1 protein-coding gene (cut by a window edge) is annotated in these 18,409 nt (G+C 69.4%); it reads right to left on the reverse strand.

All coding sequences use genetic code 11. The features are described from left to right. Nucleotides 1–18,409 carry the 3' portion of a non-ribosomal peptide synthase/polyketide synthase gene (locus OYT95_RS06035; RefSeq protein WP_328286556.1) on the reverse strand. The gene runs 15,317 nt beyond the window's last position, so the window shows 18,409 of its 33,726 coding nt (coding positions 15,318–33,726); its start codon lies beyond the right edge, outside the window; the stop codon is at nucleotides 1–3.

Consider the following 18,409-nt stretch of genomic DNA (forward strand, 5'->3'; position numbering starts at 1 on the left):
TCAGCGCCCGAATCGCTCCTCGGCCTGAGCCACGAGCGCGGTGAGTGCGGCCACCCAGAACTCCCCGAACCGGTCCACGTCCGGCGTCGAGAGGATGCCGGGCGGGAAGGACATGAACGCCGACAACTGCAGGCCCTCCTCGGTTTCCGAGATCACCGACTGGATGTCGAGGGCGGCCTGGGCGGGCATCGCGCTCTTCGCGAATCCACCCGTGACGGGCGATTCGAAATCGGGCAGCCAGTCGAGTCCGCGCACGGCCTCGGGGACCTCGGCCGCGCTGACGCGTCCGATGTAGTTGAACACGATCTGCGGTTCCGGCCAGTTCCTCATGACCGCCGACGTGTCGGGGTTCAGGTACCGGAGCAGCCCGTACCCGATTCCCCGGTCCGGGATCGCGCTCAGCTGATCCCGCACCGCATGCACGGCGTCCGCCGCGCCCGCGCCGCCCCGCAGGGCATCGGCGATGTCGACCCCGGCGAGATCGAGACGCGCCGGGTACATCGTGGTGAACCAGCCGACCGTCCGCGACAGATCCGCACCCGGCACCGTGGACTCTTCACGTCCGTGGCCCTCGAGGGTGACCACCGTCGACGAAGCGTCGACTCCGCGGTCGCGCCGCCATGCGGCCACCGCCAACGCGAGGGCAGCCGCGAGGACGTCGCCGATCTCACCGTCGAGCGCGCCCGGCGTGCCCCCCAGCAGTGCCTCGGTGACCGGTGCGGGGACATCCACCCGGGTCCGTTCCAGCGTGCTGATCAGATCGGTTTCCAGGTCCAGCTCACGCGATCCGAGCAGCGGATCCGGGCCGGTGAGCATGTGTTCCCACACCTCGAGTTCGGCCACCCGCTCCGGCCTCGCCGCCGCCTCCAGCAGACCGTCGGTCCAGCGCCGCAGCGACGTTCCGACCGGCTCGAGTGACGGCGCCGTTCCGCCGGCGATCTGGGCGCCTGCGGTCGCGAAGTCCGGCACCAGGATCCGCCACGACACGGAGTCGATGACGAGGTGGTGCGGCAACACGAGGAGCCGTCCGCGCCGATCCGCCTCGGCGGGATCGAACCAGACGAACTGGAGCATCGACCCGGTGCGCGGATCGAGACGATCCAGCGCCGCGTCGAAGGCGGCACTCGCCACGGCATCGAACTCCGGCGAACCGGGTTCGTCGCCTGCCGCGATCTCCACCCGCTGCACGGTGGCGTCGATGTCGACGCTGCCCGCGGGTGCGATCTCGAGCGCGTCCTCCACGCCGGACGTGACGAGGGTCGACCGCAGCACGTCGTGCTTGTCGACGACGGCGGTGATCGTCGCGATCACCTGCTCGCGTCCGATCCCGGCGGGCAGTGTCAGCAGCAACGGCATGACGAACCGGTCGAAGTCGCCGCCGCGCTCGACCATCTTGCGGGCGACCGGGGTGAGCGGCACCGTTCCGACGCCACCACCCTCGTACTCCTGCAGCACGGCCGCCGCGGACTCGCCCGAGTCGGCCACCGCGGCCAGTTCGGCAACGGTGCGCCGCTCGAACACATCTCGCGCGGTGAAGTGGATACCGGCCGCACGTGCCCGCGCCACCAACTGGATGGACACGATGCTGTCGCCGCCGAGTTCGAAGAATGAATCGTCGATTCCAACGCTCTCCCGGCCGAGCAGTTCGCCGAACACGGTCGCGAGTGCACGTTCGGTGTCGGTGCCAGGCGCCCGGAAATCGGCCGCCGACGCGAAGTCCGGCACCGGCAGCGCGCGCCGGTCGAGCTTGCCGCTGGTACCCAGCGGAAGTTCGGCGAGCACCATTACGGAGTCCGGAATCATGTATTCGGGCAGCAATTCCGCGACAAATCCGTTCAGCGCCGCCGAGTCGAGAGTCGCATCCTGTTTCGGCACGACGTAGGCGACGAGCCGCGCACCCACCTCGCTGTTGTGGACGATGACGGCGGCCTGCGCCACGTCGCGGTACCGGACGAACGCCTCCTCGATCTCGCCGAGCTCGATACGCAGTCCGCGCACCTTCACCTGGAAGTCGGTGCGGCCCACGAACTCGAGGACGCCGTTCTCGTTCCACCGGACGAGGTCGCCGGTGCGGTACATCCGCGCACCCGAATCGCCGAACGGGTTCGCGACGAACCGTTCCGCACTCAGCGCCGAACTGTTGACGTATCCGCGAGCGAGTTGCGCGCCGTCGAGGTACAGCTCACCGGGAACACCGACCGGCGCCGGGTTCAGATGAGCGTCGAGGACGTAGGCCCGCGTGTTCCAGGCCGGCGAACCGATCGGCGCGATCGGCGCCGTGCCCGTCTGCTCCACCACGTGGGCTGTCGAGTTGATGGTCACCTCGGTGGGGCCGTACAGGTTCACCAATTCCGCGGAACCGAGACCGGCGACCCGCTCCGCTGCCGACTGCGGCAGCGGCTCACCGCCCGCGAAGACCAGGCGCAGCGAACCGCACCGGTCGGCCGTCGCGGCGTCGAGGAACATGGTCAGCACGGACGGGACGAACTGGATCACCGTCACCGCTTCCGTGCCCACGGTCGCTGCCATGTACTCGGGGTCGCGGTGACCGTCCGGCGACGCGATCACGAGGGTGCCACCGACCACCAACGGCAGGAACAGCTCCCACACCGAGGCGTCGAACGTGAACGGTGTCTTCTGCAGCACCACGTCCTGCGCGCCGATGCCGTAGACGTCCCGCATCCACGCCAGCTGGTTGGCGAGCGCCGAGTGCGGGATCGCCACGCCCTTCGGACGTCCCGTCGAACCCGACGTGTACAGCGCGTAGGCCAGGTTGTCCGGGCGCAACTCGGCGAGCCGCTCGGAATCCTCGACCGGGCCGTCCGCGTACTCGGACACGTCGAAGTCCTCGACCAGATACACCGGCACGTCCACATCGAGATTCGCGATGTCGTCGGCCAGGCTCAGCACACACGTCGGCATGGCACTATCGACCACGTACGAGGTGCGGTCCGCAGGATGCTCCGGGTCGATCGGCACGTACGCCCCGCCCGCCGCGTGGACGGCGTAGAGGCTGATCACCATGTCGAGCGAGCGTCGCATCGCGATGCCCACCACCGAGTCCGGCCCCACACCCATCGACATCAGGTGCCGCGCCAGACGATTCACCCGCGCATCGAACTCGGCGTAGGTGAGGCGCACATGGTCCGCCACCACAGCCGTTCGATCCGGCGTGCGTGCGACCTGGGCGCCGAACATCGACACCACGGATTCGTCGGCGACGTCGTGCGCCGAGTCGTTCCACCCGGACAGGACGAGTTCGCGTTCGTCGCCGGTCAGCAGATCGAGGTCGCCCACCAGCGTGGAACTGCCGGCCGCGATGGTCTGCAGAATCCGGTTCAGCCGGGATCCGAGCCGCTCGACGGTGTCGGCGCCGAATACGTCCGGGAGGTACTTCAGGACCAGCTGCAGCTCGCTGTCCGACTGGGCCAGCAGGCTCAGCGGGTAGTGCGAGGCATCGCTGATCTGTACCCCGGCGACCCGGAGCCCGTCGATGTCGCTGTCCTCGGTGAGACCTGCGCGGTCCACCGGGTACGACTCGAACACCGTCAACGTGTCGAACAGCCCACCGATTCCGGCGATCTGCTGGATCTCCGGAAGACCGATGTGGTGGTGGTCGAACAACGTCGACTGTTCCGCCTGCAGCCGCTCGAGCAGTCCGAGGAGCGATTCTCGGGGATCGATACGCACCCGAATCGGGATGGTGTTGATGAACAGGCCCACCATCGACTCGATGCCCGCGACCTCCGGCGGGCGACCCGACACGGTGGCGCCGAAGACGACGTCGTCCGAGGCCGTCATCCGGGCCAGCAGCAGACCCCACGCAGCCTGGACGATCGTGTTCATCGTCAGGCCACGGTCCCGGGCGATGCGCGCCAGGTTCTCGCTCACCACCTCACCTAGGTGCAGCGCGAACTCGGCCGGCTCGGGGCGGTCCTCGCTGGTCGGTGCCGGGGCCAGGACGGTCGGACCGTCCAGTCCCGCCAGTGCGTGCGCCCAGGCGCTCCGTGATGCGTCGGTGTCGCGTTCGGACAGCCAGCCGAGGAAGTCGCGGTAGCCACGCACACGCGGCAGCACCGAACCGTCTCCGCGGGTCGCGTACAGCACCAGCAGATCCTTCATCAGCAACGGCATCGACCATCCGTCGAGCAGGATGTGGTGGTTGCTGATGGAGAACCGGTAGCTGTTCTCGCCCGTGCGGATCAGCAGGAACCGCATCAGGGGCGGACGGCTCATGTCGAACCGCGCCGAACGATGTTCGCTCAGAACGGAACTCATCCGCTCCTCGCGTTCGGCCCCGGACAGCCCGGAGAGGTCGAGCTCTTCCCACGGCAGTGCGACGCGGTCGACGACCACCTGGACCGCGGTCCCCGAATCGTCGGGGACGAAGGCCGTGCGCAGGTTCGCGTGACGTGCGATCAACGCCTCCGCCGCACCGCGGAGCCGACGGACGTCGACCGTGCCCTGGAAGTCCAGGACCACCTGAGCGGTGTAGACGTCCACCGCGTCCTCGGCGAGAACGGAATGGAAGAACATTCCGGACTGCAGCGGGGCGAGCGGCCACACGTCGGTGGCGTCGGGGTAGCGCCGCTCGAGCGCCTCGAGGTCGTCCTGCGTCACGGACACCAGCGGAACGTCGGACGGCGTGAGACCGCCGCCGTTCGGCCCGGAGGCGTGCTCGGCCAGCGCGGTCGCCGCGGCGTGCCACAGTTCGGCGAGCTCCCACACGTCCGCCTCGTCGAGAATCTCGGTGGCGAACGCGATCTTGGCTTCGATCTGGGGACCGGACGCCGTCTCCGACGTCACCGCGTTGATGCTGAGCACCGCCGGTGCCACCATCTCGTCGTCCATGGCACCACCGAACTCACCCGAATCGCTGTCGGGGATCCAGCCGAGATCCCGGATCTCGGCGGGCAGTTCCACCGAGCCCGCGCGACCGAGGTAGTTGAACCCGATCTGCGGAGTCGGCAGCGAGGCCAGAGCCGGAGCGGTCTCCTCGTTCAGGTAGCGAAGCAACCCGTAGCCGATGCCCTTGTCGGGCACGGCAAGCAACTGTTCCTTGACAGCCTTCAGTGCCGCGCCCGTCGACGCCCCGCCGTCGAACGCGTCGGCGAGATCGGCGCGGGAGACGTCCAAGCGCACCGGGTACAGGCTGGTGAACCAGCCCACCGTCCGGGACAGGTCGGCACCGGGCACGGTCGCCTCTTCCCTGCCGTGTCCCTCGAGGTTGATCAGCACCGAGCGATCCTCGGTCCCGTTGCGGAGTCCACGCCAGCGCGCGACCGCGAGTGCGAGAGCCGCGAGCAGGCCGTCGTTGACACCGCCGTTCACGGACTGCGGGATCGTGGTGAGCAGCGCCTGCGTCACCTGCGTCGAGAACGTCATGCTCAGGCGGTCGGTCCGGGCGATCACGTCGCGTGCGGGATCGAACGCACGCTGTCCGATCAGCGGATCGGTGCCCGCGAGCATCCCGCGCCAGAAGTCGAGTTCCGCCACGCGGTGCGGCGACTTCGCCTCCGCGACCAGTCCGTGTGCCCAGGCCCGGACCGAGGAGCCGACCGCTTCGAGCTGCGCCGGCTGTCCCGCCGTGATCTGTGAACCCGCGGTCGCGAAGTCCGGCAACAGCACTCGCCAGGACACCCCGTCGACGACGAGGTGGTGCGCGAGCACCAGCAGGCGGCCGCTCTGCCCCGGCAACGACGCCGCGGGAGCGAACCACACGAACTGCGTCATCCGGCCCGACGCCGGATCCAGCCGTTCCGCCGCACGGTCGAGAGCCGCGCGTGCCAGCCGCTCGAATCCGTCCGTTCCCGGCTTGTCGGTGAACTCGATCTGCTCGATCAGATCCGCCGCACCGAATGCCTCTTCGGTGGAGAGAACCTCGAACGCCCAGTCGTCCCCGGTCCGGGTGAGCCGGGACCGCAGGATGTCGTGGCGGTCCAGGATCGCATCCACCGTGGCCACGAGCTGATCCCGCGTGACCGCGGGCGGGGTGGTCAGCAGAACCGCCTGGGAGAACTTCTCGAAGGTCCCTGCCGTCTCCACCAGCCAGTGCGCGATGGGTGTGAGCGGAATCGATCCGACGCCGCCGCCCGGCAGCTCCTCGAGTTTGACCGACTCGACGTCGGTGGCCCAGGCGGCCACGTCGGCCAGCGCCGAGACGGTCTTGCGCTCGAAGACGTCCCGCGCCGTGAACAGCACCCCGGCGTTCTTCGCGCGGGTCGTCAGCTGGATGGACACGATGCTGTCGCCGCCGAGGGCGAAGAACGAGTCGTCGACGCTGACGCGGTCCACACCGAGTACCTGCGCGAAGACGTCGGCGATGGCCTTCTCCATCGGCGTCGACGGCGCGCAGTACTCGCCGGCCGCCGACACGAACTGCGGCTCGGGAAGCGCCTTGCGATCGAGCTTCCCGGCGGGCGTCAGCGGCACCGAGTCGATCGCCATGATCGACGACGGCACCATGTACCCGGGCAGGGTCTCGGACACGAACGCCGACAGTTCCGCGACGTCGATCGACGCGCTCGGAGCCGGCATCACGTACGACACCAGCACGGTCTGACCGGTCTGCTCGCGGTGGTGGCCCAGTGTGACCGCGAAGTCCACGCTCGGGTGGCTGCCGAGTTCGGCGTCGATCTCGCCGAGTTCGATGCGGAACCCGCGGACCTTCACCTGGAAGTCGGACCGGCCGACGTAGTCGAGGACGAGGTCGCCGGTCTCCCCGTCGTGCACCCAGCGGACGACGTCGCCGGTGCGGTAGAGCCGCTCACCGGGACCGCCGAACGGGTTGGCGACGAATCGCTCCGCCGTCAGGGCGAATCGGTTGTGATAGCCGCGTGCCACGCTCGGGCCCGCCACGTACAGCTCACCCGCGACCCCCACCGGGACGGGCGTGAGCCGGGAGTCGAGCACGACCACGTCGACGCCCCGGGTGGGACCACCGATGGTGACGGGCTGATCCGCCTTCATCGGGTTGCTCGACGTGCTCCAGATCGTCGCCTCGGACGGGCCGTACAGGTTGAACATGCGCCGGCCCGGTGCCCACTTCTGCATGAGTTCCGGCGGGCACGCCTCGCCGGCCACCGACAGCACCTCGATGCCGTTCAACCCGGCCGGGTCGACCGTGGTGAGAGCCGCGGGCGTGATGAACGCGTGTGTGACCTTCTGCTTCTTCAGCAACCGGGCGAGTTCGTCGCCGCCGTACACGACGCCGGACGCGATGACCATCGTCGACGCGGCGGCCACGGCGTGCAGCAACTCGAAGACGGATGCGTCGAAGCTCGGCGAGGCGAAATGCAGCACCCGCGACTGCGGGGTGAGCCGGAGCCGCTCGATCTGCTCGGTCGTGACGTTCGCCAGCCCGGTGTGGGTGACGACGACGCCCTTGGGCAGACCCGTCGAGCCCGACGTGTAGATGACATAGGCCGCGTCGTCGACCCGGGTCGGGCGGATGCGATCGGCGTCCGTGACGGCCTCGGGCGACACGGACGCGCAGTCGCCGTCCATCTCGTCCTCACCGAGCACCAGCCACCGCACGGTGTCGGGCAGCTCGCCGACGTGGGCGCCGGTGGTGAGACCGACCTCCACACGGGAGTCCGTGACCATGTGCAGGATCCGGTCGAACGGGTAGCTCGGGTCGACGGGGACGAAGGCCGCGCCGGTCTTCGCGACCGCCCAGATCGAGAGGATGGATTCGACGGAACGCGTCAGCGCCAGCGCGACGAAGTCGTCGGCCCCGATGCCCCTGCCGATCAGGACGCGGGCGAGACGGTTCGAGCGCTCGTCGAGCTCACGGTAGGTGACCTGCTCGTCGCCGCACACGACGGCGACGGCGTCGGGATCCACCGCGGCGGCGGTGGCGAGGATGCTCGACAGGAGCTCGGGTGCGGCGCTGTCGGCGCCGCGCACGGGTGCCAGCACCTCGTGCTCGTTCTCGCTCAGGACGTCGATGTCCCCGATCAGCACCGAGGCGTCGGCGGTGACCGCCTGGAGGATGCGCTGGAATCGGAACGCGAACGACGCGATCGTGCGTTCGTCGAACAGATCCGTCGCGTAGGTGAAGACGCCCCGCATCGGCGCGTCCCCGTGCGCATCGGCTGCGTCGGCGAGCGTGAGCTGCAGATCGAACTTCGCGGCACTGATCCCACCGTCGAGCCCCTCGACCGTCAGGCCGGGCAGTTCCAGGTGCGCCTGCTCGATGTTCTGGAACGCGAGAGCCACCTGGAAGAGCGGCGAGAATGCCGTCGAGCGTTCCGGCTGGAGGATCTCGACCAGCCGCTCGAACGGCACGTCGGTGTGCGTGAACGCACCGAGGTCGTGCTGACGGACCTGCGCGAGGAGGTCGGAGAACGTCGCGTCGACGTCGACCTGGGCGCGCAGCACCAGCGTGTTGACGAACATGCCCACGAGGTCGTCGAGCGCGGCCTCGCCACGACCCTCGATCGCGGTACCCACCGCGATGTCGTCCGTGGCGCTCAGCCGAGCGAGCAGCACCGACAGTGCCGCGTGCGCGACCATGAACAGCGACGCATTGTGCTCGCGCGCCAGCGCTCCGAGCCGGTCGCGCAGTTCCGCGTCGATCTCGAAGTCGAAGTTCGCGCCGCGCATCGACTGCGCGGGCGGACGCGGCCGGTCCGTCGGCAACGGCAGCACGTCCGGCAGACCGCTGAGCGTGGTCCGCCAGTAGTCGATCTGCTTGGCCGCCAGCGAATCCGACGCGTTCTCGTCGCCGAGCAACTCGTGCTGCCAGAGCGAGAAGTCCGCGTACTGGACGTCGAGCGGTGCCCACGCAGGTTCGGAACCGGCGGCGCGGGCGCTGTAGGCGATCACCACGTCGCGCGCCAGCGGTGCCGTCGAGGCGCCGTCGGACGAGATGTGGTGCACGACGATGACCAGCACGTGCTGCTCGGCATCGATCCGCAGGAGACGCGCGCGGACCGGGACGGCCTGCGCGACGTCGAAACCGGCGGTGACGAGAGAGACCACACGCTCACGCAGCGCGTTCTCGTCGGCGACGTTCTCCACGTCCAGAGACGTGAAACTCCGGGCCCGCGACAACACGACCTGGCCCGGACCGTCGCCGGTGTCGGGGTACGTCGTGCGCAGCGTCTCGTGGCGTTCGACGACGTCGCCGAGTGCCTGTTCGAGCGCCGAGACGTCGAGGTGGCCCGTCAGCTTGATCGCCAGCGGAATGTTGTACGCCGCCGACGCCGTGTCGAACTGGTTGATGAACCACATGCGGGACTGTGCCGGGGACAGCGGAATCCGGGCGGGACGCGGTTGCGGCACCAGCGCCGGGCGGCTCGCGCCCGCCGAATCGGACTGCTCGGCGCGAGCCGACAGCGCGATCACCGTCGGAGCCTCGAACAGTTCGCGCACACCGATCGACGTGTCGAGCGCGGCGTTGATGCGGGCGACCACCCGCGTCGCGACGAGCGAGTTGCCGCCGAGGTCGAAGAAGCTCGTGTCCGCGCTGACCCGCTCGTGACCGAGCACGTCCGCGAAGACACCCGCGACGATCTCCTCGACGGGGGTACGCGGGGCCCGGTAGTGGTCCGCGGCGCCGCCGAACTCGGGTTCGGGGAGCGCCTTGCGGTCGAGCTTGCCGTTGATGTTCAGCGGCAATGCGTCGAGGGTGATCAGCGCGGACGGCACCATGTAGCCCGGCACCGACCGGCCGGCGAACGCGAGCACGTCGGCGTCGTCGACGGAGTCGCCCTGCTCCGGCACCACGTAGCCGACGAGCCGGTCCCCGGTGTGACGGTCGTGGTGGACCACGACGACGCCCTGCGCCACCGACGGGTGCGCCACGAGCGCCCGCTCGATCTCGCCGAGCTCGATCCGGAAACCGCGGACCTTGACCTGGAAGTCGCTCCGGCCGACGTAGTCGAGGTTGCCGTCCCGGTTCCATCGCACCAGGTCACCGGTGCGGTACATCCGCTGCCCGGCCGCGCCGAACGGGTTGGCGACGAACCGTTCCGCGGTGAGGTCGTGGCGGCCGAAGTACCCGCGCGCCAACTGCTCGCCCGCGAGATAGAGCTCACCTGTGACGCCGGCGGGAACAGGGTGCAGACGCGAATCGAGAACGTAGGTCTGCGTATTCCATTCGGGCCTGCCGATCGGGACCGAACCGTCGCGCTCGTCGCCGCACCGGTAGTGGGTGACGCTGACAGCGGCCTCGGTGGGGCCGTACAGGTTGAAGATCTCCGCGTCGGAGACGTCGCGGAACCGGAGCATCGTGTCGGCGGGCAGTGCCTCACCGATGCAGAGCACACGTGTCAACGATACCAACTGGGCCGGCTCCGCCACCGCGACGAACGCCGACAGCAGCGAAGGCACGAAGTGCACCGTCGAAACCTGCTGCTCCGCAACGAGTGCGGCCAGGTACGACGGGTCGCGGTGTCCGTCCGGTGTGGCGACGACCAGACGTGCGCCCGCGGTCAGCGCCCACCAGAACTCCCACACCGACAGGTCGAACGTCGCCGCCGTCTTGAGCAGCACCGAGTCCTCCGCGGTGAGCGGGTATTCCGACTGCTTCCAGCGCAACTGGTTCGCGATCGCACGGTGCGCGATCGCCACACCCTTCGGGCGACCGGTCGAGCCGGAGGTGTAGATCACGTACGCGGCGTTCTCCGGCCGCAGCGGTGCGATCCGCTCCGAGTCGGTCAGCGGAGACGCGTCGATTCCGCGCAGATCCAGTTCGTCGAGGAGGAGGTGGTCGACTCCGCCCGGCAGTCCCCCGGCGACGGCGCGGGTCGTCAGGACGCAGACGGGTTGCGCACTCTCCAGGATGTACGCGGTGCGGTCGGCCGGATGGTCCGGGTCGATCGGCAGGTACGCGCCGCCGGCCGCGGCGATCGCGTACATTCCGACCAGCAGTTCCACCGAACGCGGAATTGCCAGGCCGACCACGGTTTCCGGGCCGACCCCGCGGCCGACGAGGTGCCGGGCCAACCGGTTGACCCTCGTCGAGAAATCGGCGTACGTCAGCGACTCGCCCTCGAACACGAGAGCGGTGACGTCCGGGTTCTCCGCGGCGGCGGACGCGAACATGTCCGCGAGCGTCGTCTCCGGCAACACCCGCTCGGTGTCGTTCCATCCGGACACCACGAGCGCGCGCTCGTCGCTGCCTGCGAGCGGCAGGTCACCGACCGCGGTCCCGGGCGAATCCACCGCAGCAGCCAGGACGCGGCGGAACATGTCCGCGAAACGCTTCACGGTGACGGCGTCGAACAGGTCGGTGGCGAACGTGAACACGCCCGACATCTGCTCCCCCTCGGGGCTGTCCGCCAGGATCAGATGCAGGTCGAATTGCGCGGTGTCGCCCTCGACCTCGAGCGGTGTGACGGTGAGGTCGGGCAGTTCCAGCTCGGCCTTCGTGGTGTTCTGGAACGAGTAGCCCACCTGGAAGATCGGATGATGGGCCATCGAGCGTGCCGGGTTCAGGACCTCGACCAGGCGCTCGAACGGGACGTCGGCGTGCGAGAACGCCTCGAGGTCGGCCTCCCGGGCACGGTCGAGGATCTCGTCGAACGTCTGCTGCCCGTCGACCTGCACCCGCAGCGCGAGGGTGTTGACGAACATGCCGACGACGTCGTCGAGTTCGCGCTCACCGCGGCCTGCGATCGGGGTGCCCACCGAGATGTCCTCGGTGCCGGACAGGCGGCTGAGCAGCACCGCGAACGCGGCGTGCACGGCCATGAACACGCTGGCGTTGTGCCTGCGGGCCAGTGCTGCCAGACCGCGGTGCACCTCGGCGTCGATGGTGAAGTCGATCCGCGACCCGCGCAGGGACTGCACGGGCGGTCGCGGCCGGTCCACCGGCAGCTCGAGCAGGTCGGGCACGCCGGCCAGCGTCTTCTTCCAGAAGGCCAGCTGGGCGGCGATCAGGCTGTCCGGGTCGTCCTCGCTGCCGAGGAGTTCACGCTGCCAGATCGCGTAGTCCGCGTACTGCACCGGGAGGGGAGCGAAGCCGGGTTCCCGGCCTGCCGCCCGCGACGCGTACGCCACCATGACGTCGCGCACGAACGGCGCCGTGGATTCGCCGTCGGTGGACACGTGGTGCACGACGAGTGCCAGCACGTAGTCCTGCGGGCCGACCTCGAACAGTCGCGTCCGGATCGGCGGGACGTCGGCGGTGACGTCGAATCCGGCGGTGATCATCTCCACCAACTGCTCGCGCAACTCGTCGTCCGACACTGCGGCGGGCGTCAGGTCCAGCCGGACCTGGTCGGCGGGAAGGATCACCTGATGCGGGCCGTCCGGCGAGTCCGGGTAGATCGTGCGCAGCGACTCGTGACGCTCCAGCACGTCGAACACGGCGGCCTGCAGCGCGTCCACGTCCAGCGCACCGGTCAACCGGACCGCGAGGGGAATGTTGTAGGCGGGCGAGTCCGGGTCGAAGCGGTTGATGAACCACATCCGGGACTGCGCCAGCGACAACGGGACGAAGGCAGACCTCTCCCGCGGCGCGAGGACGGGCCGCGGTCGGACGTTCTCGTCCGGGGTGCCGATGCGGGCGGCCAGGCCCGCGACCGTCGGCGCCTCGAACAGTTCCCGCACTCCGATGCGGCGCCCGAAGACCTGCCCGGCCCGGGACACGACACGGGTGGCGCTCAGCGAGTTTCCGCCGAGGTCGAAGAAGCTGTCGTCGACGCTGACCTGCGCGAGTCCGAGCACGTCGGCGAAGATGCCTGCGATCGTCTCTTCCGCGGGTGTCGTCGGGGCGCGGAACTCCGCGCCCGCGGTGACGAATTCGGGCTCGGGCAGCCGCGCGCGATCCAGCTTGCCGATGCCGGTCAGCGGGATCTCGTCGAGGAGGATCACGACGGACGGCACCATGTACGGCGGAAGCGTCTCGCCGACAACCGACTTCAGCGATTCCGCATCGACCGTCACACCGTCGGCGGGCAGGACGTACGACACGAGGGTCGTCAGCCCGGCCGGATTCTCGCGACCCACGGTGACGGCGAACTCGACGTCCGGCTGTGCGGCCAGGGCGGCGTCGATCTCACCGAGTTCGACGCGGAACCCGCGGACCTTCACCTGGAAGTCGGACCGGCCGACGTACTCCACCCGATGCCCGTCCGCCCAGCGCACGACGTCGCCGGTGCGGTACATGCGCGCGCCGGGTTCGCCGAACGGGTTGGCCACGAACCGCTCCGCCGTGACCGACGGACGGTTGTGGTAGCCACGGGTCACCGACGGACCGCAGATGTAGAGCTCCCCGGGAACTCCCTCCGGCACCGGACGCAACCGCGAATCGAGGATGAGGGATTCGACGCCACGCAGCGGCGAACCGATCGTCACGCGCTCACCCGCCACCATCGGTTCGGTGATGGTGACGATGACCGTGGTCTCGGTGGGACCGTACGCGTTGCGCATCTCGCGGCCGGGAGCCCACCGTGCCACGAGTTCCGGTGTGCAGGTGTCGCCACCGACCACGACGGACGTGACGGAGTCGAGCCCGTCCGGGTCGACGGTCATCAGCGCGGTCGGCGTCATGACCACGTTGTTGACCCGTTCGCGGCGGATCAGGTCGGCGAGTTCGTCGCCGCCGTAGACGTCCGCGGGCGAGATCACCAGGGTGGCGCCCGCGCTGAACGCGGCGAGCATCTCCCCGACCGACGTGTCGAAGCTCGGCGACGCGACGTGCAGGAATCGGGAGTTCGGCGACACGACGTAGTGCTCGCGCACCTCGCGGGTGAGGTTCGCCAGACCGCGGTGGGTGACCACCACGCCCTTCGGCTTACCCGTCGAACCCGAGGTGTAGATGAGATACGCCGGGTGGTCGACCGTCAGCGCGCGCCGCAGATCCGTGTCTTCCACCGCGCCCGCAGCGCGGGCACCGATCTCCTCGGCCGCCGCAGAATCGTCGAGGACGATCCACGGCACCGCGCCGGGAAGGTCGTCGTGATGGCGGGCGACCGTCAGTCCGAGGACCGCCGCCGAATCGGACAGCATCTCGCCGATCCGCTCGAACGGAAGCTTCGGGTCGACGGGCAGGTAGGCGCCGCCGGCCTTGGCGATCGACCAGATTCCGAGGATGGATTCGACGGAACGCGTGATCGCCAGTGCGACATAGTTCTCCGGTCCCACGCCCCGATCGATCAGGACGCGCGCCAGCTGATTCGACCGCTCGTCGAGTTCCCGGTACGTGACCTCGCGTCCCTCGAAGGACACCGCGACCGATTCCGGCGAGATCTCGACACCCGAACGCAGCAGCTCGGGCAGTGTGCGCGGCTCGATCGACTGCGGTCCGCGGACCGGGGCGATCGCGGCCTTCTCCGCGGCGTCGAGGATCTCGATGTCGCCGAGGACCACGTCGCGGTCGGCCGACACGGCATGGAGGATCCGGCCGAACCGGTCCGCGAAGCTCAGGACGGTCTGCTCGTCGAAGATGTCGGTCGAGTAGTTGAACGTCGCGGCGATACCTGCAGCGGCGCCGTCGACGTAGCGCTCGCCGACGCTGAGCTGGAGGTCGAATTTGGCGACCTCGAGTGGGGCGTCGAGTGCGGAGATCTCGAGACCCGGGAACTCCATCCGGACCGACTCGTTGTTGTCGAACGACAACGCCACCTGGAACAGCGGCTGGTGCGCCGTCGACCGCGGGACGTCGAGTACCTCGACGAGACGCTCGAACGGAACGTCGCTGTGGCTGAACGCGTTCAGATCGGTGGCGCGCACCTGGGCCAGCAGGTCGGCGAAGGTGTCGTCGGGGCGCACCGACGCGCGGAGCACGAGGGTGTTGACGAACATGCCGACGAGCCTGTCGAGTTCCTGCTCGCCGCGGCCGGCGACCGGCGTGCCGATGGCGACGTCCGTCTGCGACGACAGCCGCTCGAGCAGGACGGCGAGCGCCGCGTGCACGACCATGAAGAGGGTCGAGTTCGTTTCTCGGGCGATCGCGAGCAGCCCGCGGTGGGTCTGCGCGTCGATCGTGAACCGTGCCGACGCACCGCGCAGCGACTGCACGGGCGGCCGGGGCCGGTCGGTCGGCAACTCGAGCACCTCGGGGAGCCCGCCGAGCGCCTGCTGCCAGTAGCCGAGCTGGCGGGCGACCAGCGATTCGGGGTCGGACTCGTCACCGAGCGACTCACGCTGCCACAGCGCGTAATCGGCGTACTGGACGGGCAGCGGTTCCCAGCCGGGAGCACTGCCGGCGGCACGCGCCGCGTAGGCGGTCATGATGTCGGTGAACAGGGGCGCCAGCGACGCACCGTCGGCCGAGATGTGGTGCACGACCATCATCAGGATGTGGTCGGTGGGGTTCACCTCGAAGCAGGCGACCCGCACCGGCACCGTCTCGGTGACGTCGAATCCGGTGGCGCCGAGTTCACGCATCCGCGCGTACAGGTCCTGCTCGTCCGCGACCGGGGTCGGGGCCAGATCGGACACCACGTCGGCTGCGGGCAGCACGACCTGGTGCGCGTCCTCGTCGCCGACCGGGAATACCGTCCGCAGCGACTCGTGCCGCTCCACGACGTCCGCCCACGCCGCATTCAGCGCCGCCGGGTCGATCGAGCCGGTCAGCCGCACCGCCAGCGGCAGGTTGTACGCCGGGGAGGACGGATCGAACTGGTTGACGAACCACATCCGCTGCTGCGCCAGCGACAGCGGGATGCGGTCGGGCCGCGGACGGGCGACGAGCGCGGGACGCTGTTCGCCGGTACTCGCGGTCGCCTCGAGCATCTCCGCGAGTTCCGCGACGGTCGGGTGCTCGAAGCACTCCCGAACCGACAGCCTCCCGCCGAGCGCGGCGGTGAGCCTGGCGGTGAGCCTCGTTGCGCTGATGGAGTTTCCGCCGAGGTCGAAGAACGAGTCGGCGGCACCGACGCGTTCGACGCCGAGCACCTCGCCGAACACCCCGGCGACGATCTCCTCGACCGGGGTGCGGGGTGCGACGTATTCGGCCTCAGACTTGACGAAGTCGGGTTCGGGAAGTGCACCCCGGTCCAATTTGCCGGTGGCGCCGAGCGGGAAACTGTCCAAGACGAGGATCCGGGCGGGCACCATGTACGCGGGCAGCGTCTCCGCTGCCGCGTCCAGCACCGACGCGGTATCGATCGCCACATCGGCCACCGGGATCACGTAGCCCACCAGGTTCTCGCCGGTGGTCTCGCTGCGGTGCACGACGACCACGGCCTGCGCCACCGACGGGTGCGCCAGAAGCGCGGACTCGACCTCGCCGAGCTCGAGCCGCTGTCCGCGGAGCTTGACCTGGAAGTCGCGGCGCCCGATGTATTCCACGATGCCGTCGGCGCGCTTACGGACGATGTCGCCGGTGCGGTACATCCGCTGCCCGGCCGTGCCGAACGGGTTCGCCACGAACCGGTCCGACGTCAGGTCGCTGCGGCCGACGTAGCCGCGGGCCAGCTGGATGCCGGCCAGGTACAGCTCGCCGTGCACGCCCGCGGGCACCGGACGCAGCCGGGAGTCGAGGACGTACAGCTGGGTGTTCCACACGGGCGCGCCGATCGGCACCGTCGTGCGGTCCGCTTCGGTGCACTCCCAGTAGGTGACGTCGACCGCGGCCTCCGTCGGGCCGTACAGGTTGTGCAGCGCTGCGGAAGAAAAGTCCCGGAACGCGGCCGCGGAGGCAGGCGGAAGGGCTTCACCACTGCAGAACACCTGACGCAGTGAACCGCACAGCGGGGCGTCCGCACCTGCCGTGAACACCGCCAGCATGGACGGCACGAAGTGCATCGTGGTCACGCTGTGCTCGGCGATGACCTCGGAGAGGTACGCCGGGTCGCGGTGCCCGTCCGGGATCGCGACGACGAGCTTGGCTCCGACCTCGAGCGGCCAGAACAGTTCCCACACGGACACGTCGAACGTGACGGGAGTCTTCTGCAGGACGACGTCCGTGGAATCCATCGGGTAGGTGTCCTGCATCCACAGCAACCGGTTGACGATCGCCCGGTGACTGACGGCGACGCCCTTCGGCTTACCGGTCGATCCGGACGTGTAGATCACGTAGGCGGTCGAATCCGGACGGACCGGTGCCCCGCGCTCGTCATCGGTGATCGGACCGTCGGGGTGACCGGAGAGGTCGACGGTGTCCACCTCGATCCGCGGCGCGTCCGTCTCGGCATCCCGATCGGCCGACGAGGTCAGCACGCAGACCGGGGAGGCGCTCTCGATCACGTACGCGGTGCGCGCCGCCGGATGATCCGGGTCGAGCGGCACGTAGGCGGCGCCCGTCTTCTCGATCGCGTAGATCGCGATCATCATCTCGAGGGAGCGGCGCAGCGCGACCGCGACCTTGGACTCCGGGCCGACACCCCGTGCGAGCAGTTCCCGTGCCAGGCGGTTGGTCCTGGCGTCGAACTCGGCATAGGTCAGCTGTTCGTCGCCGAACACCAGGGCCACTGCGTCCGGCGTCCGCGCGACCTGCTCGTCGAACAGGTCGACGAGGGTGCGCTCCTCCGCCGCGGTCGCGGAGGTCGCCGACGTCGCGTCGGCGATCACGCCCGCGAGGACACCGGCGAACGTGTCGGCGAAGCCCTCGCCCGACGAGCCGTCGAGCAGTCCGGGCAGCAGGGTGGACAGGGCCACCGTGACCGCGGCCTCCGGGCCGACGCCCACACCGGCGAGCGTGCGCGCGAGTTCCGCCGACTTGTCCCGCAACTGCGCGTACGTGACATCGGTGCCGTTGTGCGACAGCGCGATTCCGTCCGGGTTGATCGACGCCGCACCGTCGAGGAGTTCGGGCAGCGACTTGGTGGCCGCCAGCTCCTCCGAGATGGAGTGCGACATCAGGGACTGCGTCCCCTCGTCCGGCACGGCCAGTCCGGCCTTCTCGTCCTCGGTCAGGATGTCGATGTCACCGACGACGGCGTCCGCGTCGGCCGTGACGGCCTCGAGCACGCGAACGAAGCGATCGGCGAAACCGCGGACCGTCGACTCGTCGAAGAGGTCGGTGGCGTAGGAGAACCAGCCCCGCATGCCGTTCGCGACGGCCCCCTCGTCGAACCGTTCCTCGACGGCGACACCGAGATCGGTCTTGCTCGTGGTGAGTCCGCTCTCGAGGACCTCGACGGTCAGCCCGTCGAGCTCGAGCTTCGGCCGTTCGAGGTTCTGGAAGCTCAGCATCACCTGCGCGAGCGGCGCGTACGCGGCGGTGCGCGACGGACGGAGCACCTCGACGATCTGCTCGAACGGCACGTCGGCGTTGCCGAATGCATTCAGATCGACCTCGCGTGCCTGCGTGAGCAGCGTGCTGAAGCGGGCGTTCGGGTCGACATCGGTGCGCAGCACGAGCGTGTTGACGAACATCCCGACGAGGTCGTCGAGCGCGCGGTCACCGCGGCCCGCGACAGGGGTGCTGACGGAGATGTCGCTGGTGTTGCTCAGACGTCCCAGCAGCACGGCGAGTGCGGTGTGCACCACCATGAACAGCGACGCCTGG

The organism is Rhodococcus sp. JS3073, from assembly GCF_026810085.1.
GTDB lineage: Bacteria > Actinomycetota > Actinomycetes > Mycobacteriales > Mycobacteriaceae > Rhodococcus_F > Rhodococcus_F wratislaviensis.